Genomic DNA, 20,707 nt, shown 5'->3' with positions numbered 1-20,707 from the left:
CTCGCCGGGAGCTCCCGGCGAGGCCCGCCCTGACTCAGCCCGCGAACGGGCTCGCGTCGATCGCGCAGGTCTTGCCCGCGGCCGGGAACGTCCCGGCGATCAGGTAGTCCCGCTTCACCTGCTCGGTGCACGTGCTCGGCACGTACATCGACGAGTGCCCGTACCCCTCGGTGACGAACACCCGGGCGCGCGCCAGTTCCGCGGCGCCGTCGCGGGCCCCGGCCAGCGGCGTCGACGGGTCGTAGCGGTTGTTCAGCACCAGGATCTCCGCCGACGTCGGGCGGTTCCACGGGCCGGTGTACCGGTCCGCGGCAGGCCCCTTCCAGAACGCGCAGCTCATCATGTCCAGCACCGCGATCCGGCCGAAGTACGGGACCCGCTGGTCCTCGGACTCCGCGTACCGGCTGTAGATCGCCGGATCGGTCGGCACATCGCTGTCACCGCACTGGATCGCGTTGAAGGCTTCGGTGCGGTTGGACGTGTACGGCTCGCCCGCCTTGAACGCGGAGACCGCGCCGGGCGCGTCGTACAGGCGCTGCAGCAGCGACGCGATGTCCGGCCAGCCCCGCGAGTCGGACAGGTCGCCCGCCGCGTTGATGATCCCGGAGTACGTCCACGTTTCGCCGTCCACGGTGATCGGGGCCTGCTTGGCCCGCGCCGTGATCGAAGCCCACTTCGCCTTCGGGTCGCCCGAGGAGAACGCGCACTTCGGCCCGGCTTCCGTGCACAGGCGCAGGAACTGGTCGAACGTCTGCGAGATGCCGGTGGCGACGTCTTGGCGGGTGTCCAGCGGCACGCTCTTGCCGCTGCCGTCGTGGCCGGTGGCGTTGCCCACGAAGTCCATCGTGCCGTCGAACACCATCGCGCGGATGCGGTCCGGGAACAGGTTGGCGTACGTGGCGCCGAGCTGGGTCCCGTAGGAAATGCCGTGGTAGGTCAGCTTCGCGTCACCGACCGCGCGGCGCAGCAGCTCCAGGTCCCGCGCGGTGTCGGCCGTCGAGACGTGGTCGAGGATCGGGCCGGCGTTCGCCGCACAGCGGTCGGCGAGTTCCTTCGACTTCGCGTAGAAGGCCGCGTTGCCGCTCGGGTCACCGGGCATTTCCGGGAAGGAGCCGAAGAACGACTCCTGTTCGGCCAGCGTGCCGAAGCACCGGACGGCGGTGCTGTTCCCGATCCCGCGCGGATCCCACGACACGACGTCGAACCGCGCGCGCAGCTGGTCGGAGAACAGCCACGGCCACTTCCCGCGCTCCCGCAGCCGTTGCAGGCCGGACGCGCCCGGGCCGCCGAAGTTGACGAACAGCGTGCCGATCTTGTGCGCGGGATCGGTGGCCGGCAGCTTGATCAGCGCGAGGTCGATCTTCGCGCCGGACGGCCGGTCGTAGTCCAGCGGCACCGCGGCCGTGGAGCATTGGAAACCGTCCTCACAGCCGGTCCAGCTCAGTTTCGGTGCGGGAACGCTGTCGACGGCGGCCGAAGCCACCGCCGGCCCCGCCGCGACGGCCATCGAGACCCCGAGCGCGACGACCACGCCGCGCACGAGACCTCCCCCAGTAAGACGACGCACGAAGAACCCTTTCGTCGGATAAAACGATCACCTTCACAGACGCCGGGCGCCCGCCGAGGTTCCACGAGTCATTCGCGGTTCGGCCGGAGAAGGTTCCCGAAAGAACCCCTGGCGCCGACTTCCACTCCTTAGCTATAGTGCTAGGCACCTAGTTAAATGGAGTTGCCGATGATCGAGTTCCACCTCGACGCCCGCTCGGGGCTTTCGCCGTACCAGCAGCTGGTCCAGCAGGTACGGCACGCCCTCCGGCTGGGCCTGCTCGACAAGGGAGACCAGCTCCCGAAGGTCAAGGACGTGGTCGCCGACCTGGCGATCAACCCCAACACCGTGCTCAAGGCCTACCGCGAACTCGAGCACGACGGCCTCGTCTCGGCGCGGCCCGGCGTCGGCACCTTCGTGACCGCGACGCTGAACGGCGCCGCCTCCTTCGCCGTCCTCGGACCGCTGCGGCAGGACCTGCGCCGCTGGCTGGGGAAGGCCCGCCAGGCCGGCCTCGACGAAGAGAGCATCGAGGCCCTGCTGATGTCCACGTTTCGCGACTCCGCCAGAGAGGACATAGCGTGACCGTCCTGCGTGCCCAGGGACTGGGCAAGAAGTACAAGCGCAAGTGGGCGCTGACCGGCTGCACGCTCGAAATCGAGGCCGGCCACGTGACCGGGCTCGTCGGCCCCAACGGCGCCGGCAAGTCCACCCTGCTGAACATCGCCTCCGGCATGCTGGAGCCGACGACCGGCACCATCGAGGTCTGCGGCGGCACCCCCGGCAGCGGCCCGGACCAGCTCGCGAAGGTGGGCTACGTCGCCCAGAGCACGCCCGTCTACACCGGGCTCACCATCGAAGAGCACCTGCGGCTCGGCGCGCACCTCAACCCGAGCTGGGACGACTCGCTCGCCACCAAGCGGGTCGAACGGCTCGGGCTCGACCCGAAGCAGCCCGCCGGCAAGCTCTCCGGCGGCCAGCGCGCGCAGCTCGCGCTCACCCTCGGCATCGCCAAGCGCCCCGAACTGCTGCTGCTCGACGAGCCGGTGGCCTCGCTGGACCCGTTGGCGCGCCGGGAGTTCCTGCAGGACCTCATGGAAGCCGTCGCCGAGCACGGGCTGTCCGTCGTGATGTCCTCGCACCTGGTCAACGACCTCGAACGCGTCTGCGACCACCTCGTCGTGCTGGTGGACTCCCAGGTCCGGGTGATCGGCGACGTCGAAGAGCTGCTCGCCTCGCACCACCGGCTCTCCGGGCCGCGCCGCGAGGTCGACTCGCTGCCTGCTGACCAGCACGTCGTCTCCGCGAAGCACACCGACCGCCAGACCACGGTGCTCGTCCGGACCGAGGCGCCGATCCTCGACCCCGCGTGGACGGTCGCGCAGATCGGGCTCGAGGACCTCGTCCTCGAGTACATGAGCAACCCCACCGCCGCCCGCCCCGCCCTGGAGGTCCTCCGATGACCTGGCTGACCTGGCGCCAGTTCCGCATTCCCGCGCTGTCCGTGTTCGCCGCGCTGATCGTGATCGGCGTCGTGCTCGCGATCACCGGGCCGGAGCTGGTCGGGCGCACGAACTTCTCCGACCAGGACACGATGTTCGGCGGGACGATCCTGGCGCTCTACCTGCTGCCCGCGGTGATCGGCGTCTTCTGGGGCGTCCCGATGATCACCCGCGAGCTGGAAAGCGGCACGCACAGCCTGGTGTGGAACCAGACTGTCACGCGCAAGCGGTGGCTCACCACCAAGCTCGGGTTCGGGCTCCTGGCCGCGATGGTCGCGGCCGGCCTGCTCGGCTGGGCGGTGTCGTGGTGGGCGAGCCCGATCGACGCGCTCGCGGCGACGCAGACCGATCGCGGGATGCTCTCGCGCATCGCGCCCGTGGTGTTCGGCGCGCGCGGCATCGTCCCGATCGGCTACGCGGCCTTCGCCCTCGCGCTCGGCGTGGCGGTCGGGATGCTGCTGAAGCGGACCGTGGCCGCCATGGCCGTCACGCTCGTCGTGATCGCCGCCGTGCTGCTCGTGGTGCCGAACTTCGTGCGGCCGTACCTGCTGCCGCCGCAGCAGATGACGGTGGCGATCGTCGGCGAGGACATCACGAACATCAGCGGCGACGACACCGGCAGGGTGCAGGAGATCGGCGTGCGGAACCCGGCCGGCGCGTGGGTGCTGGCGAACGAAACCGTCGACCCGAACGGGAACGTGGCCTCCCCGCTGCCGGACTTCGTGCAGAACTGCCTGCCGCGGCCGGGTGGCGGCCCGCCGGAACGCGGCGGCCTCGAGCAGTGCATGGCGCAGCTGGGCGCGCACGGCTACCAGCAGCGCCTGACCTACCAGCCCGGCTCGCGGTTCTGGCCGCTGCAGTGGCTCGAACTCGCGCTGTACCTCGCGATGACCGCCCTGCTCACCTGGTTCTGCTTCCGCCGCCTCCGTCATCTTTCCTGAGCCGATTCCTGGGGGAATCATGCGCACTCTCGCGGTAGCCACCGCATTGACACTCACCCTCTCCGCGTCGCCGGCCGTCGCTTCGGCGGCCACTACGCCCTCCCTGCCCCACCCGACCGGGCACGACCCGGTCGGCGTCACCTCACTGTCCTTGAAGGACACTTCGCGCCCTGACCCGTGGGTGCCGACGGTCCCCTACCGCGAGCTGATGGTCTCCGTCTTCTACCCGGCGACCTCCGGCCACGGCCCGACGAAGCAGTACATGACCCCGCTCGAGTCCGAACGCAACCTCGAACGGGAGAACATCCCGGGGCTGCCCCTGGACGTCATGAGCACCGTCCGGACGAACGCCGTCGTCGACGCGAAACCGGCCGGGCGGTGGCACGGCCTGCCGCTGGTCGTGCTGTCGCCGGGCTGGACGCAACCGCGGGCCACACTCACCTCGCTGGCCGAGGATCTGGCCAGCCGCGGTTACGCCGTCGCGGCGATCGACCACACCTACGAAAACCGCGCCACCACGTTCCCCGACGGCCACGTCACCGGCTGCGCCGCCTGCGAGGTCGACGACCAGCCCGGGATCTGGGAGAAGGTCGCGCAGGTGCGGTCGAAGGACACGTCGTTCGTGCTCGACGAGCTGCTGCACTCGAAGAAGTGGGGCGCCCTGATCGACCCGCAGCGCATCGGCATGACCGGGCACTCCGCCGGCGGCGCGATCACGACGCAGGCGATGCTCGCCGACTCGCGCATCCGCGCCGGGGCGGACATCGACGGGAGCATCCACGTCCCGCTCCCGGCGTCCGGGCTGTCGAGGCCGTTCCTGTTCCTGGGCAGCATGGACAACTACACGCCGGGCCAGCCGGGCCCGTACGACGACTGGGAGACGGACTGGACGCACCTCACCGGGTGGAAGCGCTGGCTCATGGTGTCCGGCACGGTGCACAGCTCGTTCACCGACCTCGGTGTGCTCGCCGCCCAGCTGGGGGTCGACATCGGCGCGTCGATCGACGCGTACCGCGCGCTGACGATCACGCGGAACTACGTAAGCGCTTTCTTCGACCAGAACCTGAAGTGCCGTCCGCAGCCGCTGCTGGCCGCGCCTTCGCCCGCCTACCCGGAAGTGACGTTCATCGGATGAGGAAAGCCGTTCTCCTGACCGTCACCGCGCTCGCGCTCGGCTCGGCCGCGCCCGCCTCGGCGTCTCCTACGCTGTCGCTGGCCCGGCCGACCGGCGCCCAGCCGGTGGGCATCACCTCACTGTACTTGAAGGACACCTCGCGGCCGGATCCGTGGGTCGAGACGGTGCCCTACCGCGAGCTGATGGTGTCGCTCTTCTACCCGGCGGTTTCCGCGCAGGGGCCGAAGAAGCAGTTCATGACCGAGGCGGAAGCGCAAGCGGTGTTCGACGAAGCCGGCATCACCGGCATTCCGGCTTCGGTCATGACCACGGTGCACACTGACGCCGCGGTCGACGCGCAGCCGGCCGGGCACCACCTGCCGCTGGTCGTGCTGTCGCCCGGGTTCAAGCGGCCCCGCGCCGAGCTGACGTCGCTGGCCGAGGACCTGGCGAGCCACGGCACCGCCGTCGTCGTGGTCGACCACACCTACGAAAACGTGGCGACGACGTTCCCCGACGGCCGGGTCACCGGCTGCGCGGCCTGCGGCAGCTACGACGACGCGTTCTGGAAGAAGCTGCAACGCGGGCGCGCCGCGGACGTCTCGTTCGTGCTGGACTCGCTGACGCACTCGAAGTGGGCGTCGCTGATCGACGCGTCCCGCATCGGCATGGCCGGACACTCGGTCGGCGGGGCGAGCGCGCTCGACGCGATGGTGGGCGACCCGCGGATCAAGGCGGGGATCGACATCGACGGCACGACGGACGACCCGCTGCTCGCGCCGGGCCTCGACCGGCCGTTCCTGTTCCTGGGCCGGGCGGACATGTACACGCCCGGCACCGGCCAGGAATCCGGTACCTGGCAACGGGACTGGGCGCAGCTGACGGGGTGGAAGCGCTGGCTCGTCGTCGCGGGCATGGCACACCCGTCGTTCACCGACATAGGTTTGGTGGGTGAGCAGCTCGGCCTCGACTTCGGTGCGACGACGCCGGCGGCGCGCGGGCAGGCGATCACGGCGGCGTACGTCCGGGCGTTCTTCGACCAGCACCTGCGCGGCCAGGCCCAGCCGCTGCTCGACCAGCCGTCTCCCCGGTACCCGGAGGTCAGCTTCGCCATGACGTCGACGCCCTACCTGCCCGCACCGACCGGGAACCGGCCGGTGGGCAGCACGCAGGTGTACCTGAAGGACACTTCGCGGCCGGACCCGTGGGTGCCGTCGGTGCCCTACCGGGAGCTGATGGTCTCGCTCTTCTACCCGGCGGTTTCCGCGCAGGGGCCGAAGAAGCAGTACCTGACCGCGGCCGAGTCGGCGGCGCTGCTGTCCGGCAGCGGCTTGGACGTGCCACCGGACCTGCTCACCAGGCTGGTGACGAACTCGGTCGCCGGCGCCCGGCCGGCCGGTTCGCACCTGCCCCTGGTGGTGCTTTCGCCCGGCTACACCAAACCCCGCGCCACGCTCAGCGCGCTGGCCGAGGACCTGGCGAGCCACGGGTACGCCGTCGCGCTCGTCGGCCACACGTACGAGAACGCCGGCCAGAGCTTCCCCGACGGGCGCTTCGCCGGGTGCGCGTCGTGCGAAGTGCCGCACGACTCCGCGTTCTGGACGAAGGTGGAGCTGGGCCGGGCCGCCGACGTGTCGTTCGTGCTGGATTCCCTGACCCGCTCGAAGAAGTGGGCGCCGCTGATCGACGCGTCCCGGATCGGCATGGCGGGGCACTCCATGGGCGGGGCGAGCACGCTGCCCACGATGGTCGCGGACCCGCGCGTCCTGGCCGGCATCGACATCGACGGCACCACCGAGGTCCCGCTGACCCCGCCCGGGTTGTCACGGCCGTTCATGTTCATGAGCCACCAGCTCGCGGCGACAGCCTGCGCGCCCAACGTGCCGTGGGAGCGGGACTGGGCGCAGCTGACGGGCTGGCGGCGCTGGGCCGAGGTGGCGGGAACGCAGCACGCGTCGTTCACCGACGTGGGCCTGGTGGGAGACCAGCTCGGCGTCGACACCGGCACGACCACCACCGCGGCGCGCACCCAGGAGATCACGCGGACGTACGTGAACGCATTCTTCGATCAGCACTTGCGGGGCGAGGCACGGCCGGTGCTCGACGAGCCGGGGTATCCGGAAGTCTCGTTCTGCCACTGAGCACGGCGGAAGCGGCACTCGCCGGGGGTGTGCCGCTTCCGCCGTCAACCGGGCATACAGGGCAAACCTCGTAGATCGAACGTTTGGCCGTCGAGGCCCGATACTGGACCCCGTGGACGAGTTCTTTTCGTTGCTCACCGGGTTCTTCAACACCGTCGTGGCCGGGGTCGGCGCCTGGGTCGCCGTGACGCAGTGGCGTGCTTCGCGGCGCAAACCGCCGGTCACCGCACCGCCACCGCGGGCGCCCGCCGGGCCACCGCGGCTGCCCGCGCCACCACCCGCCCCCGTCGCCGAACCGCCGGCGGGGCGGAAGCTCGCCCGTGCCGCCGCGGTGGCCGTCGGTGCGGGAGCGGCCACCGCCGTGTTCTCCGCGCTGACCGACTTCGTCTACTGGCTGCAGGAATCGTCCGCCGACGAGCCGGCCGCACTCCTCGTCTTCCTGGGGAGTCTCGCCTACCTGGCCGCCCTGACCGGCCTGTTCCTCGGGCTCTTCGTGCTCGTCGCGGGCCTGGTCAAACGGCGCAAGCGCATCGCCCGGCTGGGCCTGCTCGCCGTGCTGCTGAGCCAGACGATCTGGCTCGCGATGTGGCTGACCGCGGCGATGTAGCTCCTCAGAGCTTGCCGCCGGCGACCGGCGGCATGTCCGGCGCGTCCCCGGTCTCCGCGGCCGCCTCGCGGTACAGGTGGTTCTCGACCTCGAAGAGGTTGTCGGCGGCGCGCTCGACGACCGTGAGCAGCGTGGACATCCGGGCCACCTCCTCCACCTGCTCCTTGAGGAACCAGGCCACGAACTGCTCGCCGAGGTAGTCCTCCTCCAGCCGTGCGGCCTTCGCCATCGCCTCGATGTCGGCGGTCACGGCCCGTTCCTGCGCCAGCGCCAGCTCGATCGCCTCGTGCGCGCTCGAGAAGTCGTTCCGGACGTCGCCGCTGCCCGGGATCGTCACCGGCTGGCCGCGGTCGAGCAGGTACCGGACCATCGCCAGCGCGTGGTTGCGCTCCTCGATCGACTGCCGGTAGAAGCGTTTCGCCAGCCTCGGCAGATCGCGCCCGTCGAACCAGACGGCCAGGGCGACGTACTGCTGCGCGGCGGTGAACTCGTGGCGGATCTGCTCCTGCAGGAGTTCGGAAAACTTCGAACGGTCTGTGTCGGCCATGCCCCACAACCTACGACGCCGGGCCGCCCCCGCGCACCCGCCGCACACCGAGTCCGCGTCACGTGGGTGGCTGGTACTGCTCCACCCGGATGCTGTCCTTCACCGCGTCGAGGAACTCGTTGCGGGCCGTGTTCAGGGACCGGTACTCGGGCTTTCCGGGGTTGATCAGCTCGTGCCACAGCGAAACGACCACGCCGCTGCGGTCTTCCAGCTCGTGCGCCCGGGAGATCAGCGCCGGTGTCCCGATCACCTCCAGCATCGCGACCTGTTCCCGCATGCCCGCGAGCGCGTCGGCGCCGGCCTGGTAGCGCAGGCGGCGGTCGTCCTCGTCGGTGAGCACCTGGTTCCGGAAAGCGGTGATCCGGGCGAGGTGCCGGGTGATCTCGAGGTAGGTGTCGCGGATCTCCCGGTCCCACCGGCGGCGGTCCTCCCGGTTCAGCTTCCGGCGGTCGCTCAACGCGATCGCGAGGAACGCGAGCAGCGCACCCGCGAGCAGGAAGCCCCCGGCGACCACCGGCAGACCCCACCAGGGCGCGGGTCCCGGAACCGGTGCGGCTGGGGCGAGTGCGATCGGCACCGGCGAGATCATGCGGGCACGATACTCGCGAAAACCGGGAAAAACGCCCGCCGATCGCACCCGGGCTACGATCGGCGGGTGCCGAGCCACCTTCCCGACCTCTCCGGCACCGTCACCTGCGTCACCGGCGCGAGCGGCACGGTCGGCCGCGGGATCGCGCTGCGGTTCGCCGAAGCGGGCAGCGCGGTGGCCGTGCACCACCGCCGTCCCGGCGCGGGCGACGACGTCGTCGCGGCGATCGAGGCCGCGGGCGGGCGGGCCCGCGCGTTCGCCGCCGAACTGACCAGCGACAACGCCTGTCACGCGCTGCTGGCCGCCGTCGCGGACTGGGGCGGACGGCTCGACGCGCTGGTGAACAACGCCGGCGTCCAACCGGTCGAACCCCTCGCGGATCTGACGGCGCGGCAGTGGCAGGCCATGCTCGACGCGACCCTGACCAGCGCGTTCTCCTGCACCCAGGCGGCAAGCCGGCTGCTGGGCGACGGCGGCAGCGTCACGCACATCGCGTCGATCGAGGCCCGGCAGCCCGCGCCGGGGCACGTCCACTACAGCGCGGCCAAGGCGGCGTTGGTGATGCACGCCCGCGGCGCCGCGCTGGAGTACGGGCCGCGCGGGATCCGCGTCAACACGGTGTCCCCCGGCCTGATCTCGCGCCCGGGACTGGACCGCGACTGGCCCGACGGCGTCGAGCGGTGGCAACGCGCCGCACCGCTGGGCCGGCTGGGCACCCCGGCCGACATCGGCAACGCGTGCGTCTTCCTGGCCTCCCCGCTGGCCTCCTGGATCACCGGGCACGACCTCGTCGTCGACGGCGGGGTGACGGCCCGGCCGACCTGGTAACCTGGAACACGTTCTAGTTTCCTGGGGGCGCGATGACCTTCCCGATCGTCGACGGCGTGCCGCCCGGGCGCGCGCTGCTCGGGTCCCGGATCCGCGAGCTGATCGACGCGTCCGTGTGCGCGGGCGACGACGCCGACCTGGCCGCCGCCGCGAGCCGGATCGAGGCGGTCACCGCTGCCCTGCGGGCGACCGGCGGCGCGCCACCGCTGCTGCTGGCGGCGCTCGAAGGCGGCGGCCACCTCAGCATCAACAACCCCCTCGAAGGACCCGGGAACCCGTTGGCCCCGCCCCTGTCCTGGACGCACATCGGACCGGACGAGGTCCGGGCCGAGGTCCTGCTGGGCGCGGCGCACGAAGGCCCGCCGGGGCGCGTCCACGGCGGCTGGGTGGCGGCGGTCCTGGACCACGTGCTCGGCCGGGCGACCGCCGCGGCCGGCTTCCCCGGGATGACGGCGTCGCTGACGGTCGACTACCACCGGGGCACGCCGTACGCGGTGCCGCTCGTCGCGGAGGGCCGGCTCGAACGCCGCGACGGGCGGAAGCTGCACGCGACCGGGACCCTTCGCGCCGGGGAGACGGTCTGCGCCAGCGCGAAGGCGATCCTGGTGCACTTCAGCGCCGACCGGTTCCCGGTGTCCACAAGGGACTGAGGACCGGCCGGCGAACGTCTTGAATGAGTCATTCAGGACCTCCGGTGACCTGAATGACTCATTCAAGACACCGGCCGCGGGTCCCGCTCACGGCACCGGCGTCGTGTGGCGGGGTGCGTCCGAGCTCGCCGAAGCCATCAGGACCGCGCAGATCGGCACCGCCATCGCCAGCGCCGCCAGCACGAACACCGGGAACAGGAACGAAAACACCTCCGTGCCGACCGGGTCCGGCGCCGCCGGGTCGAGGTGGAGGCGGACCGCCGCCATGCCCGTGTAGTGCATGCCCGTCACCGCCGCGCCCATCACCAGGCCCGCCACCAGCCGGGGCAGGAGCTTGTCCAGCCCGACCGTGAACCACAGTGCCGCCGTCGCCGCGACGACCGCGATCACCACCGACAACACCACCAGCGCCGGGTCGTAGCTGATCGTCCCCTTGACCTGGACCGCCCACATCCCGGTGTAGTGCATGACGTTCACGGCGAGCCCGGTCAGCAGCCCGCCGAACAGCAGCCGCTTCCACGCGAACCGGTTGCGGACGCCGAACACCAGCAGCCCGCAGAACACCGCCGCCACCGACAGGGCTGCCGAGAGCGCCGTGCGCAGGATGTCGTACCGCACCGGCAGTCCCGGCGTCGAGAAGCCGAGCATCGCGATGAAGTGCATGACCCAGATGCCGACGCCGCCGATCGACACCGCCGCGAGCGCGAGCCAGGTCAGCCGCGTCCGCGCGCTGTCGGTCGTCCGCGCCTGCAGCGTGCAGGCGAGCCCGAGCGCGCAGCCCACCGCCGAAGTCAGGTACGCGAGCACGACGAGCCATTGGCCCATCGCGAAGTCGTCGTGATCCATGTACATTTCCGTGCTCCTGTCAGGCTTGCCGCCGGTGTGGCGCGTGCAGGGCGGCCAGCGCGTACTCCGCCGCGGCGATGAGGGTCTCTTTCGTCGACTCCGGCGAACGCGCGTCGCAGGTGACGACCTGGACCTCCGCCGGGATCTTGAGGGCTTCGCGCACCTGCTCCGGCGGGTGCTGGCGGGTGTCCTGGAACTGGTTGACGGCCACCAGGAACGGCAGCCCGCGCGACTCGAAGAAGTCGATCGACGCGAAGCTGTCCGCGAGCCGGCGCGTGTCGACCAGGACGATCGCCGCCACCGCGCCGCAGACGAGGTCGTCCCACATGAACCAGAACCGGTGCTGGCCGGGCGTGCCGAACACGTAGAGGATCAGGTCGTCGGCCAGCGTGACCCGGCCGAAGTCCATCGCCACCGTCGTGGAGAACTTCCCCGGCACCGCTTCGGTCCGGTCGACGCCGAGGGCCGCCGCCGTCATCACGGCTTCGGTGCGCAGCGGGTCGATCTCCGAGACGGCGCCGACGAAGGTCGTCTTGCCGGCCCCGAACCCGCCGGCGACCACGATCTTGGCCGAGGTGATCCGCTTGTCAGAGTGCACGTAGTCCACTGAGGACCCTTTCGAGCAGTTCGTTGCGTTCGTCGAAGGAAGCGTCCGCGGGGAGCGTGTCGCGGATCGACACCTGGCCGGCGACCAGCAGGTCGCCGAGGAGCACCCGGGCCACGCCCAGCGGCACGCCCAGGTGGACCGCGACCTCCGCCACCGAGCGCTGGCGCAGGCACAGCTGCGTCACCGCGGCCAGCGGGTCGGTCGGGCGGAAGCGGGCCGTCCGCCCCTCCGGCGTCGTTTCGACGAGGGCTTCCACCGCCAGGTCGACCCTCGGCCGGGTGCGGCCGGCGGTCCACGCGTACGGGCGGGCCAGCGATGCCGCCTGCCGCCCGCCCTGGCGTCGCCGGCCTTCCGTCACCGGCTCACCCCGGGTGCGGCCGCGGGCCGCGCGGGTGTCTCGACCATCTTCCCGACCCTGTCGACGAGCAGCGTCATCTCGTAGCCGACCAGGCCGATGTCGCAGCCGGGATTGGCCAGCACCACCAGGTTCGAGCCGTCGCCGACGTTCATCAGCAGCAGGAAGCCCTGCTCCATCTCGATGACCGACTGCACCACCCGGCCCGCGGTGAACAGGTCGGCCGTGCCGAGCGCGAGGCTCGCGAGACCGGACGCGATTGCCGAAAGCTGGTCCGCCCGGTCGCGCGGCATCGAGTCGTTCGCCGCCACGAGCAGGCCGTCCGCCGAGACGAGCGCGGCGTGCGCGACACCGGGTACTTCCTGCGTGAACGCCGACACCAGCCAGTTCCGGGACTGGTCGACCACGTCCGCTCCTTCCTGCCGCGTGCTCGTGCTCATGACGGGCCCTTCGGGTCGATCGCGACCCGGTGCCGGGCCGCGCGCATGCCGCTGTAGTGCCGGGAAAGGTTGTTCCGCACCGCCGCCGGGTCCCGGAACGACGGGTCGGCCGGCTGCGGCTGACGCGGGGCGACCGAGCCCGGGGCGAGCTGCGCGCCCGGCTGCCGGGTCGGCAGGCCCGATTCGGTGAACTCGACGTCGTCCAGCGTGCCGACCGCCGTTTCGGCGGCCTGCCGGACGTCGTCGGCCGGGGTCGCCCACTCGCCGGGCCGCGCCGGTTTCGCGCGGTCGTCGGCGAACCAGTGCGACAGCATCTGGTCGAAGATCGGCGTCGGCAGCGGCGGGGACTCCCCCGCGGCGGCGGGTTCTTCGGCGGGCCACCGGGGTTCCGGCTCGGGCCGGGGGGCGCCGTTGACGGCCGGCGGCCGCTCGGGCAGCTCCGGCGGCCCGTGCCTCGCCGGCAGGTCCACCAGGATCAGCACGCCGGGGACGTGCACGCTGGCGGTGATGCCGGCGCTCGCGCTCCGCTGGGTCGTGGGCCGCAGCCGCACGGTGATCCCGTGCGAGGCGGCGAGCCTGCTCACCACGAACAGGCCCATCCGGCGAGTGGTCTCCGGGCTCACCGAGGCGCCGGCGGCGAGCCGGGCGTTCGCCGCTTCGAGGTCCTCGCGGGTCATGCCGAGGCCGATGTCCACGATCTCGATCAGCACCCCGCCGTCGAAGCCGCGGTCGGCGGTGAGCACGACCTGCTCGGTCGGCGGCGACGACCGGATCGCGTTCTCCAGCAGCTCGGCCAGGATGTGCACGACGTCGGCCGCGGCCTCGGCCTGCACCGACCCGCGGGGCGCGTTGCCGAGCGTGACCCGCTGGTAGTCCTTGACCTCCGACGTCGCCGCCCGCAGCAGCTCGACCGTCGCGACCGGCCCGACGTCCCGGCGCACCGGCCGCCCGCCCGCCAGGACCTGCAGGTTTTCGCCGTTGCGCCGCAGCCGGGTGGCGATGTGGTCGATCTGGAAGAGCTCGGCCAGCCGCTGCGGGTCCTGCTCGTCGGCTTCGAGGTCCTCGATCACCGACAGCTGCAGCTCCACCAGCGACTGGCTGCGCCGCGACAGCGTCATGAACATCTCGCTGACCTGGATGCGCATCTCGGCCTGCTCGCCGACGGCCAGCCGCACCGCCTGCCGGTGCATGTCGTCGAAGGCGCGGGCCAGCTGGCCGATCTCCTCCTCGGAGTCGACGGGCAGCCGCTCGGTCGCCTGCCAGTCGACGTCCTCGCCCTCCCGGATCCGCTCGATGGTGCCGGGCAGCCGCCGGCGCGCGGTGTCGACCGCGGCCGCGTGCAGCCTGCGGATCGGGACGACCACCGAGCGGGCCACGGCGAGCGCGATGGCGAGGGCGCCGAGCAGCGACGCCAGCACCAGCGCGGTGTCGCGCAGAGCTTCGGACCGCGTGACGTTGGTCCGCGCGCCGACCGCGTCCGAAAGCGTTTTCACCTGGTCGGCCAGGAAGGTCCCGAGCGCCGCGCGCTTCGCCGCGGGTCCGCCGGCGCCGGGGATGGTGGCGGCGGCGAACCGCGCGGCCATCGCACCGGCGGGCAGTGCGCGGCGGATCTGCCCGGTGAGCACCGACTCCTCGGCGACGGCGGCCGCGAGCGCGTCCGCCGGCCGGCCGCCCGGGACCTCCTGGCCGGCGAGAGACGTTCTCAGCTGCGTCAATGCTTTCGTGATATCGGCCGGAGCGTCGAGATCGATATTCCCGGCCTGGGCGATGACGCCGGGGATCAGGTCACCGAGGCCGACGACGAAGTCGTGGTAAGCGGGCGTTTTGTCCCCGGCGGAACCGTCCTGCTGACGCAGGCCGGCCAATTTTCCCAATTGATCTTCCAGCGTCCGCGAAAGCCCCGGCGCCAGCTGCGCGAATTCGGCGTCGTGGCGGATGACCGCGGCTTTCGCGTCGACCGCGGCGGTCTGCGCGGCCGCGCCGTCGTGGATCATTTCGTCGTCGACGAGCCCGGTGAGCTCGGCGATCCCTTGCACGACCGGCATTTGATCGCGCACCCCGCTGAGCGCGCCCGCTTGGGCGAGCTCGGCCTGCACGCGCCCGCCGGCCAGCAGCAGCGCGACCAGGACGGGCAGCAACAACACGACGGAGATCTTGGTGCGCAGCCGCCAGCTGCCGGGATTCCACGACGCGCTGGAACGACGGCGAAGCGGTTCGTCTTCTTTCATCGGTGGCGTGGCTCGATTCGTACCGGTGGCCCGAGAACGATTTCCTGGATGCTTTTCCCCCGGAATTCAGAACGCAGACCTAACTCCGGCGACCGCGACGCTGTCAAGGAACACCGGCCGTTTCCCCCGTACGCACCAGCTACACAGGGTGAGCTTCGACGGACCGGCATTCCGCCTTCGCGGAGGGTGAGCGCAGCAGCGGGATCACGCCGAAAACGCGGCGATTCCGGTGAATTTCCCCCGCGCCGCCGACCACTGTCCACTGAGGACTCGTGGCCGGACCGACCCCCAGCCGGTCCGCGCACGGCACGCGACGTCGTCGCGTGCCGTGCGGCCCCGAAGGTGCCAGTGGCGCGCGAGCGGCGTCAACCGGCCCGGGCGATGTTTCGCATCTGCTCGAAACGTCACTGATCACACACCGGCGAGACCCCGCGTCACCAGTGGCTATCCTCGGCCGGGAAAGGGCGGTACGTCGATGCTCAAGATTCACTTCACGGACGCGGACCTGGCGAAGGTGACCATCGCCGAGGACGCGGACCCGATGTGGGAGCTGCTCATGAGCAGCTACCGGATCCGGCGTCCGGAGGGCGAGCCGTTCTTCGGCCGGTGGCGCCGGGGGTCGCGCACGGTGGTGCCCGAGTCCGGGCGGCTGCTGATGTCCGCCGTCCCGCCGTACGGGTACTGCCCGGACTTCCTCACCCCGGCCGGGCGCACCACCATCGGCGACGGCGTCTCGACGGTGCTCGAAACACCCCCGACGGCCCTGGCCGCCGACGTCGCCGAGCTGGCGGCGCAGGGCACGCGCGTCACGCCGTGGCTGCGCCGGCTGGCCGGCGGCGAGACCCGTGAGCTGCACCGGCTCGGCATGGCCCTGCACGACTACTACCGCCAGTGCGTGGCCCCGGACTGGGCGACGATCCGCCGCACGGTCGCCCGCGACCGTCACCGGCTGCAGTCGAACTTCGACCGCGGCGGGCCGCAGCTGCTGCTCTCGACGGTCCACCCCGACGTCACCTGGACTCCGCCGGTGCTGCGGGTGCGCTTCCCGATCGAGCAGGAGCTCCACCTGGACGGCCGCGGCCTGCGCCTGATCCCGGCGTTCTTCGCGCACGGCATGCCGACGACGTACAAGGACCCGGGGCTCCAGCCGGCGCTGGTCTATTCGATCAACCACACGCGCTTCGACAGCGACGCGGAGCCCGGCCCGTCGCTGGCGGCGCTGCTCGGCCAGACGCGGGCACGGGTGCTGATGACGGTCGCGATCACGCGCTGCAACACGAGCGAGCTGGCCGAGCTGACGGGCGTCTCCCTGGCGACGGCCAGCCAGCACGCGTCGGTGCTGCGGGCCAGCGGGCTGATCACGAGCTCGCGGTCGGGGAAGTCGCAGATCCACGAGATCACCCCGCTGGGCCTGGGCGTCATCCGGGCCAGCTGACCCCGCCCCGGCGTCTTGAATGACTCATTCAGGTCTTCGGAGGTCCTGAATGAGTCATTCAAGACGTTTCGGGCCGCGGGTTGCGCCGAGCCGCCTCCAACGCGAACAATCATTCGCTATGGAGTCCCGAGCCAGCTTCACCGCGGAGACGATGGCCCTGCAGCGGGCGTTCGAATCCCACCGCCCACCCGGGCGGCGCCGCTTCGACGACCCGTACGCGACGGCCTTCCTGCGCCCGTCGCTGCGCGTCCTCGCCGAAGCGGCGCGACTGCCCGGCGTCCGGCACCTCGCCACCGGCCTCTACGACGCCGTCGCCGGGCCGGGGCCGCGTGCCTCCGGCATCGCGCGGACCAAGGTGATCGACGACGCCCTCACCGAAGCCATGACCGGCGACACCCAGTGCGTCCTGCTCGGCGCCGGCTACGACGCGCGCGCCCACCGGCTGCCCGCGCTCGCCGGCCGGGCCGTCTTCGAGGTCGACCATCCCGCCACCCAGGCCCGGAAGCGGGCCGTCCTGGGCGAGGGCCCCCGCTACGTGCCCGTCGACTTCGAACGCGACGACCTCACGACCAGCCTCCTCGAAAGCGGCTTCGACCAGGGGAAACCGAGCGTGTTCCTCTGGGAGGGCGTCACCAACTACCTCACCGCCGACGCCGTCGACGCAACGCTCGCCGCCGTGCACGGGCTCGGCGGCGACCTCGTCTTCACCTACGTCGACGTCCGGGCCCTGCGGGAGCCCAGCCCGTTCCCCGAGGCGCGCCGGTGGGTGCGGGCCGTCGCGCGGTCCGGGGAGCCGTGGACCTTCGGGCTGCTGCCCACCGAAACCCGGACTTTCCTGGCCGAACGCGGCTTCGACCTGCGCAAAGACGTCTCGACCCACGAAGCCGGCGGCGGCTCGCGGCTCTACCGGATCGCGATCGCGGCGAGGAGTGCCCGTGCCCCGCATCAGTGAGGAACGCCGCAACGCGCAACGGCAGCGGATCCTCGACGCCGCGATGACCTGCTTCGAGAAGGCCGGTCCGGACGGGGCGTCCATGCAGGACATCGTCGCCGAGTCCGGGATGAGCGCGGGCGCCCTCTACCGCTACTTCGACGGCAAGGAGGCGATCATCGAGGCGGTCGCCGCCGACCGCCACGACCACGAGCGCGCCCTCGTCGCGGCGGCGATCGCGGACGGCGGCCCGGACGCCCTCCGCCGGTTCCTCAACGCCTACTTCGACTGGGTCGCCGACCCGGAGGAGGCACGACGGCGCCGCGTCACGGTCCACGTCTGGGCCCGCGCCCAGCACGACGAGCGGCTGAGGCGGATCGTCACCGAGGGGCTCGCCCCGCTCGACGACGTCGGCCGCGCGCTGGCCGCCACCGGGCTGCCGGACGGCGTCGAGCCGGACATGTTCGCGCGCGTCCTGCTCGCGCTCATCCAGGGGTTCCTGCTCCAGCGCTCCTGGGAGCCCGACCTCGACCCGCAGCGCTACCGCGACACGGTCACCAGCCTCCTGGATCGGGTGTTGCCCCGGTGAACGGCGCACGTGTTAGCCTGTCGCCGTGCAGCGCCTGATGACGTCCTCGCGACTCGTAACCCGGCGCGCCGGCTGAACCCAGGTCGCCGGCGCGCAGCGTCGTCGATCTCGTTTCTCGGGACCTGGCCCCGATCTCATTCTTTCTTTCCCTTGGGAGATCAGCCATGTCCACGTCTTTCGCCATTCCCGCGGCCCGCTCGGCCATGCTGCTGCGCCGCCGCATCGCCACGTACTTCGTCGGCGGCGCCGAAGAGATCCCGGCACTGGTCGGCGCCCTGGACGGCCACCTAGTCCACGAACTGTCGGTCGACGTCAGGGACGGCGTCCGCGAGAGCGGCATGGTCTGTGCCGTTCTGCTGGCGGCCGAGGACACCGAGCCCCTGCTCGGCAGGCTGCGCGAGCTGCCGTCGGTCGTTTCGGCCGAACTCGCCTGAGCTGCTATCTTCGCGGGGAAGATCAACGGAGGAGACCAGTCGTGGCAGGTGACGTCGACATCTCCGGATAGCTCCGGAGTGTGCGGGCCCCCGGCAGTGCCGGCGCGGGCCGCTTTCGACGTCCCCCTTTCGCTTCGCACCACTTCGAGGTCTTCGCCATGTCCGAAATCGTGCTGTCCGGCCTGTCCTTCTCCTGGCCCGACGACACCCCCGTCTTCGACCACCTCTCCGCCACGTTCCCCGGCGGCCGCACCGGGCTCGTCGCGCCCAACGGGTCCGGCAAGACGACGCTGCTGAAGCTCGTCGCCGGAGTGCTGCGGCCGTCGTCCGGCAGCGTCGCCGCCGACGGTGTCCTCGGCTACCTGCCGCAAGACCTGCCGCTGAGCGGGGAACCGTCCGTCGCCGAAGTCCTCGGTGTCGCCCCGGTTCTGCACGCCATCGCGGCCGTCGAGTCCGGTGACGCCGCCGAAGCACACTTCACCACCATCGGCACCGACTGGGACATCGAGGAACGCACGCGCGCCCAGCTCGACCGGCTCGGCCTCTCCGATCTGACGCTGGACCGCTCGCTGAGCACGTTGTCCGGCGGCCAGATCGTCTCGCTGGGCCTCGCCGCGCAGCTGCTGAAACGACCCGACGTGCTGCTGCTCGACGAGCCGACCAACAACCTCGACCTCGACGCCCGGCGCAAGCTGTCCGCCGTGCTCGACGACTGGTCCGGCTGCCTCGTCGTGGTCAGCCACGACCGCGCGCTGCTCGACCGGATGGACCGGATCGCCGAGCTCGACCGCGGCGAGATCCGGTTCCACGGCGGGAACTTCACCTCCTACGAAGAGGCCGTCCAAGCCGCGCAAGAGGTCGCCGAGAAGAACATCCGCAACGCCGAGCAGGAGGTCAAGCGCGAGAAGCGGGAGATGCAGCAGGCCCGCGAGCGCGCCGCCCGCCGCGCGAGCACCGCGTCGCGCACCCTCGGCAACGCCGGGCTGCCCAAGATCTTCGCCGGCACCATGAAGCGCAACGCCCAGGAGTCGGCTGCCAAGGCGGACGGCACGCACGCGGCGCGCGTCGGCGCGGCCAAGGCCAAGCTCGACCAGGCCGAGCGGGCGCGGCGCGACGAGCAGAAGATCAGCCTCGAGCTGCCGCAGACGGCGGTCCCGGCCGGCCGCACGCTCTTCCTCGGCGAGCACCTGCGGGCGCGCGGCCTCTTCCCGGACGGCGTCGACCTGGCCATCCGCGGCCCCGAACGGATCGCGCTCACCGGACCCAACGGCGCCGGGAAGTCCACGCTGCTGCGGCTGGTGAACGGCGATCTCGAGCCGGACAGCGGTGCGGTGTCGCGGGCGGACGGCCGGATCGCGTTCCTCTCCCAGCGTCTCGACCTCCTGGACGACGACCGCACGGTGGCCGAGAACCTGGCCGCGGCAGCTCCCGCGTTGCCGCCCGCGCAGCGGATGAACCTGCTGGCGCGCTTCCTGTTCCGCGGCTCGCGGGTGCACCTGCCGGCCGGCGTTCTCTCGGGTGGGGAACGGCTGCGCGCCACGCTGGCCTGCGTCCTGTTCGCCGAGCCGGCGCCGCAGCTGCTGTTGCTGGACGAGCCGACGAACAACCTCGACCTCGTCAGCACGGGACAGCTGGAGGGCGCGCTGACGGCGTTCCGCGGCGCGTTCGTCGTCGTGAGCCACGACGAGCGCTTCCTCGAACGCATCGGGATCGACCGGTGGCTGCGGCTGGAAAACGGTGACGTACACGGGTGACGTCGTGCGACGGTCGCCGGGCTCCGGCCGGATTCCTAGCGTGGTGACGTCATTCGCCGAAAGGAAGAACATGTCCGAAGTGACCTACACCGCCGTCGCCACCTCCACCGCGGAGGGCCGCAACGGCGGCCGCGCGACCTCCGACGACGGCGCGCTCGACGTCACCCTCGCCGTGCCCAAGGCTTTCGGCGGCGCGGGCGACGGGACGAACCCGGAGCAGCTGTTCGCCGCGGGCTGGGCGTCGTGCTTCGTCGGCGCGGTGCGCCGGGTCGCGGGCGCGAAGAAGGTGCCGCTGAACGACCTCGCCGTCGTCGCCGAAGTCACCCTGCACCACGACACGGAGGCGGGCGAGTTCGAGCTGAGCGCGGTCCTGCACCTGGAGGCGACGGGCATCGACCAGGCCACGGCCGACGAGCTGGTGCAGGGCGCGCACCAGGTGTGCCCGTACTCGAAGGCGACACGCGGCAACATCGAGGTCACCCTCGACGCCACCGTCGTCTGATCCGGTCGTGGGGGGGGGGGGGGGGGGTGGACACGCGTGGCCCGCACCCCCCCCGGCAGAGGGGGGGCCGCCCCCCACCCCCGGGCGGCCGGGGGGGCGGGCGGCCGGGGGGGGGGGGGGG

Annotated in this window: 22 protein-coding genes; 14 read left to right on the top strand and 8 right to left on the bottom strand. The window is 71.7% G+C overall.

Annotated elements, in window-relative coordinates; all coding sequences use genetic code 11:
- Nucleotides 1–34 precede the first annotated feature (34 nt).
- On the bottom strand, nt 35–1,540 hold the full coding sequence (locus QQ657_RS20410; protein WP_284743780.1) for an alpha/beta hydrolase: 1,506 nt from the start codon (nt 1,538–1,540) through the stop codon (nt 35–37).
- Between the two features lie 195 nt (nt 1,541–1,735).
- Here QQ657_RS20410 and QQ657_RS20405 point away from each other — a divergent pair, with 195 nt between their 5' ends.
- The 6 genes from QQ657_RS20405 to QQ657_RS20380 all read left to right on the top strand — a co-directional run bounded on the left by QQ657_RS20405 (nt 1,736) and on the right by QQ657_RS20380 (nt 7,851).
- Nucleotides 1,736–2,131 carry a GntR family transcriptional regulator gene (locus tag QQ657_RS20405; protein ID WP_284743779.1) on the top strand — a complete coding sequence of 132 codons (396 nt, stop codon included), beginning with the start codon at nt 1,736–1,738 and terminating at the stop codon, nt 2,129–2,131.
- A complete protein-coding gene (locus tag QQ657_RS20400; RefSeq protein ID WP_284743778.1) occupies nt 2,128–3,009 on the top strand; it encodes an ABC transporter ATP-binding protein in 882 nt (293 codons plus the stop codon). The genes QQ657_RS20405 and QQ657_RS20400 overlap by 4 nt, the downstream gene beginning before the upstream one ends.
- Nucleotides 3,006–3,989: an ABC-2 membrane transporter-related protein gene (locus QQ657_RS20395; protein ID WP_284743777.1), complete on the top strand. Its 984-nt coding sequence runs from the start codon at nt 3,006–3,008 to the stop codon at nt 3,987–3,989. The genes QQ657_RS20400 and QQ657_RS20395 overlap by 4 nt, the downstream gene beginning before the upstream one ends.
- Nucleotides 3,990–4,008: 19 nt before the next feature.
- Nucleotides 4,009–5,124, top strand: coding sequence for an alpha/beta hydrolase family protein (locus QQ657_RS20390; protein ID WP_284743776.1), 1,116 nt, complete (start codon nt 4,009–4,011; stop codon nt 5,122–5,124).
- Nucleotides 5,121–7,244 (top strand): alpha/beta hydrolase family protein, encoded by a 2,124-nt coding sequence (locus QQ657_RS20385; protein WP_284743775.1) that lies wholly within the window; start codon nt 5,121–5,123, stop codon nt 7,242–7,244. The genes QQ657_RS20390 and QQ657_RS20385 overlap by 4 nt, the downstream gene beginning before the upstream one ends.
- A gap of 112 nt (nt 7,245–7,356) precedes the next feature.
- Nucleotides 7,357–7,851, top strand: coding sequence for a hypothetical protein (locus QQ657_RS20380; protein WP_284743774.1), 495 nt, complete (start codon nt 7,357–7,359; stop codon nt 7,849–7,851).
- 4 nt (nt 7,852–7,855) lie between these two features.
- On the opposite strand, the gene QQ657_RS20375 is transcribed toward QQ657_RS20380, so the two are convergent.
- Nucleotides 7,856–8,398 (bottom strand): ferritin, encoded by a 543-nt coding sequence (locus tag QQ657_RS20375; protein ID WP_284743773.1) that lies wholly within the window; start codon nt 8,396–8,398, stop codon nt 7,856–7,858.
- Nucleotides 8,399–8,456: 58 nt separating this feature from the next.
- Nucleotides 8,457–8,987 carry a hypothetical protein gene (locus QQ657_RS20370; protein ID WP_284743772.1) on the bottom strand — a complete coding sequence of 177 codons (531 nt, stop codon included), beginning with the start codon at nt 8,985–8,987 and terminating at the stop codon, nt 8,457–8,459.
- Between the two features lie 66 nt (nt 8,988–9,053).
- On the opposite strand from QQ657_RS20370, the gene QQ657_RS20365 reads away from it, so the two are divergent.
- Entirely contained in the window at nt 9,054–9,815 is a 762-nt protein-coding gene (locus QQ657_RS20365; protein ID WP_284743771.1) for an SDR family NAD(P)-dependent oxidoreductase, read from the top strand.
- Between the two features lie 32 nt (nt 9,816–9,847).
- Nucleotides 9,848–10,465 carry a PaaI family thioesterase gene (locus QQ657_RS20360; protein WP_284743770.1) on the top strand — a complete coding sequence of 206 codons (618 nt, stop codon included), beginning with the start codon at nt 9,848–9,850 and terminating at the stop codon, nt 10,463–10,465.
- Between the two features lie 87 nt (nt 10,466–10,552).
- On the opposite strand, the gene QQ657_RS20355 is transcribed toward QQ657_RS20360, so the two are convergent.
- Genes QQ657_RS20355 through QQ657_RS20335 form a run of 5 tightly spaced genes read right to left on the bottom strand, consistent with a single transcriptional unit; the run spans nt 10,553 to nt 14,941 of the window.
- Complete coding sequence (locus QQ657_RS20355) at nt 10,553–11,311, bottom strand: MHYT domain-containing protein (protein WP_284743959.1); 759 nt, start codon at nt 11,309–11,311, stop codon at nt 10,553–10,555.
- A gap of 19 nt (nt 11,312–11,330) precedes the next feature.
- On the bottom strand, nt 11,331–11,918 hold the full coding sequence (locus tag QQ657_RS20350) for a GTP-binding protein (protein WP_284743769.1): 588 nt from the start codon (nt 11,916–11,918) through the stop codon (nt 11,331–11,333).
- Nucleotides 11,899–12,276, bottom strand: a complete 378-nt coding sequence (locus QQ657_RS20345; RefSeq protein ID WP_284743768.1) for a DUF742 domain-containing protein — start codon at nt 12,274–12,276, stop codon at nt 11,899–11,901. The genes QQ657_RS20350 and QQ657_RS20345 overlap by 20 nt, the downstream gene beginning before the upstream one ends.
- Nucleotides 12,273–12,713, bottom strand: a complete 441-nt coding sequence (locus tag QQ657_RS20340; protein WP_284743767.1) for a roadblock/LC7 domain-containing protein — start codon at nt 12,711–12,713, stop codon at nt 12,273–12,275. Before QQ657_RS20340 ends, QQ657_RS20345 begins: the two co-directional genes overlap by 4 nt.
- Nucleotides 12,710–14,941, bottom strand: coding sequence for a HAMP domain-containing sensor histidine kinase (locus tag QQ657_RS20335; RefSeq protein ID WP_284743766.1), 2,232 nt, complete (start codon nt 14,939–14,941; stop codon nt 12,710–12,712). Before QQ657_RS20335 ends, QQ657_RS20340 begins: the two co-directional genes overlap by 4 nt.
- A 475-nt stretch (nt 14,942–15,416) precedes the next feature.
- Between QQ657_RS20335 and QQ657_RS20330 the strand changes: the two genes are divergently transcribed.
- The 6 genes from QQ657_RS20330 (at nt 15,417) to QQ657_RS20305 (ending at nt 20,586) form a co-directional block, all read left to right on the top strand.
- Entirely contained in the window at nt 15,417–16,376 is a 960-nt protein-coding gene (locus QQ657_RS20330) for an ArsR/SmtB family transcription factor (protein WP_284743765.1), read from the top strand.
- A 118-nt stretch (nt 16,377–16,494) separates the two neighbouring features.
- Nucleotides 16,495–17,328, top strand: a complete 834-nt coding sequence (locus tag QQ657_RS20325; RefSeq protein ID WP_284743764.1) for a class I SAM-dependent methyltransferase — start codon at nt 16,495–16,497, stop codon at nt 17,326–17,328.
- Nucleotides 17,312–17,896 carry a TetR/AcrR family transcriptional regulator gene (locus QQ657_RS20320; protein WP_284743763.1) on the top strand — a complete coding sequence of 195 codons (585 nt, stop codon included), beginning with the start codon at nt 17,312–17,314 and terminating at the stop codon, nt 17,894–17,896. Before QQ657_RS20325 ends, QQ657_RS20320 begins: the two co-directional genes overlap by 17 nt.
- A 164-nt stretch (nt 17,897–18,060) precedes the next feature.
- Complete coding sequence (locus QQ657_RS20315) at nt 18,061–18,330, top strand: hypothetical protein (protein ID WP_284743762.1); 270 nt, start codon at nt 18,061–18,063, stop codon at nt 18,328–18,330.
- 158 nt (nt 18,331–18,488) lie between these two features.
- Entirely contained in the window at nt 18,489–20,084 is a 1,596-nt protein-coding gene (locus tag QQ657_RS20310; protein WP_284743761.1) for an ABC-F family ATP-binding cassette domain-containing protein, read from the top strand.
- A gap of 70 nt (nt 20,085–20,154) precedes the next feature.
- Complete coding sequence (locus QQ657_RS20305) at nt 20,155–20,586, top strand: organic hydroperoxide resistance protein (protein WP_284743760.1); 432 nt, start codon at nt 20,155–20,157, stop codon at nt 20,584–20,586.
- Nucleotides 20,587–20,707 lie beyond the last annotated feature (121 nt).

It is taken from the genome of Amycolatopsis ponsaeliensis (assembly GCF_030182635.1).
In the GTDB taxonomy this organism is placed as follows: Bacteria; Actinomycetota; Actinomycetes; order Mycobacteriales; family Pseudonocardiaceae; genus Amycolatopsis; species Amycolatopsis ponsaeliensis.
This window is presented reverse-complemented; position numbering and strand designations above follow the sequence as displayed.

What these genes read in the sequence shown, in the direction of transcription:
- QQ657_RS20405 (WP_284743779.1), top strand. Translation starts at nt 1,736, where the DNA reads ATGATCGAGTTCCACCTCGACGCCCGCTCGGGGCTTTCGCCGTACCAG.
- QQ657_RS20370 (WP_284743772.1), bottom strand. Translation starts at nt 8,987, where the DNA reads ATGATCTCGCCGGTGCCGATCGCACTCGCCCCAGCCGCACCGGTTCCG.
- QQ657_RS20325 (WP_284743764.1), top strand. Translation starts at nt 16,495, where the DNA reads ATGGAGTCCCGAGCCAGCTTCACCGCGGAGACGATGGCCCTGCAGCGG.
- QQ657_RS20330 (WP_284743765.1), top strand. Translation starts at nt 15,417, where the DNA reads ATGCTCAAGATTCACTTCACGGACGCGGACCTGGCGAAGGTGACCATC.
- QQ657_RS20335 (WP_284743766.1), bottom strand. Translation starts at nt 14,941, where the DNA reads ATGAAAGAAGACGAACCGCTTCGCCGTCGTTCCAGCGCGTCGTGGAAT.
- QQ657_RS20390 (WP_284743776.1), top strand. Translation starts at nt 4,009, where the DNA reads ATGCGCACTCTCGCGGTAGCCACCGCATTGACACTCACCCTCTCCGCG.
- QQ657_RS20340 (WP_284743767.1), bottom strand. Translation starts at nt 12,713, where the DNA reads ATGAGCACGAGCACGCGGCAGGAAGGAGCGGACGTGGTCGACCAGTCC.
- QQ657_RS20395 (WP_284743777.1), top strand. Translation starts at nt 3,006, where the DNA reads ATGACCTGGCTGACCTGGCGCCAGTTCCGCATTCCCGCGCTGTCCGTG.
- QQ657_RS20315 (WP_284743762.1), top strand. Translation starts at nt 18,061, where the DNA reads ATGTCCACGTCTTTCGCCATTCCCGCGGCCCGCTCGGCCATGCTGCTG.
- QQ657_RS20310 (WP_284743761.1), top strand. Translation starts at nt 18,489, where the DNA reads ATGTCCGAAATCGTGCTGTCCGGCCTGTCCTTCTCCTGGCCCGACGAC.
- QQ657_RS20355 (WP_284743959.1), bottom strand. Translation starts at nt 11,311, where the DNA reads ATGGATCACGACGACTTCGCGATGGGCCAATGGCTCGTCGTGCTCGCG.
- QQ657_RS20305 (WP_284743760.1), top strand. Translation starts at nt 20,155, where the DNA reads ATGTCCGAAGTGACCTACACCGCCGTCGCCACCTCCACCGCGGAGGGC.
- QQ657_RS20375 (WP_284743773.1), bottom strand. Translation starts at nt 8,398, where the DNA reads ATGGCCGACACAGACCGTTCGAAGTTTTCCGAACTCCTGCAGGAGCAG.
- QQ657_RS20360 (WP_284743770.1), top strand. Translation starts at nt 9,848, where the DNA reads ATGACCTTCCCGATCGTCGACGGCGTGCCGCCCGGGCGCGCGCTGCTC.
- QQ657_RS20385 (WP_284743775.1), top strand. Translation starts at nt 5,121, where the DNA reads ATGAGGAAAGCCGTTCTCCTGACCGTCACCGCGCTCGCGCTCGGCTCG.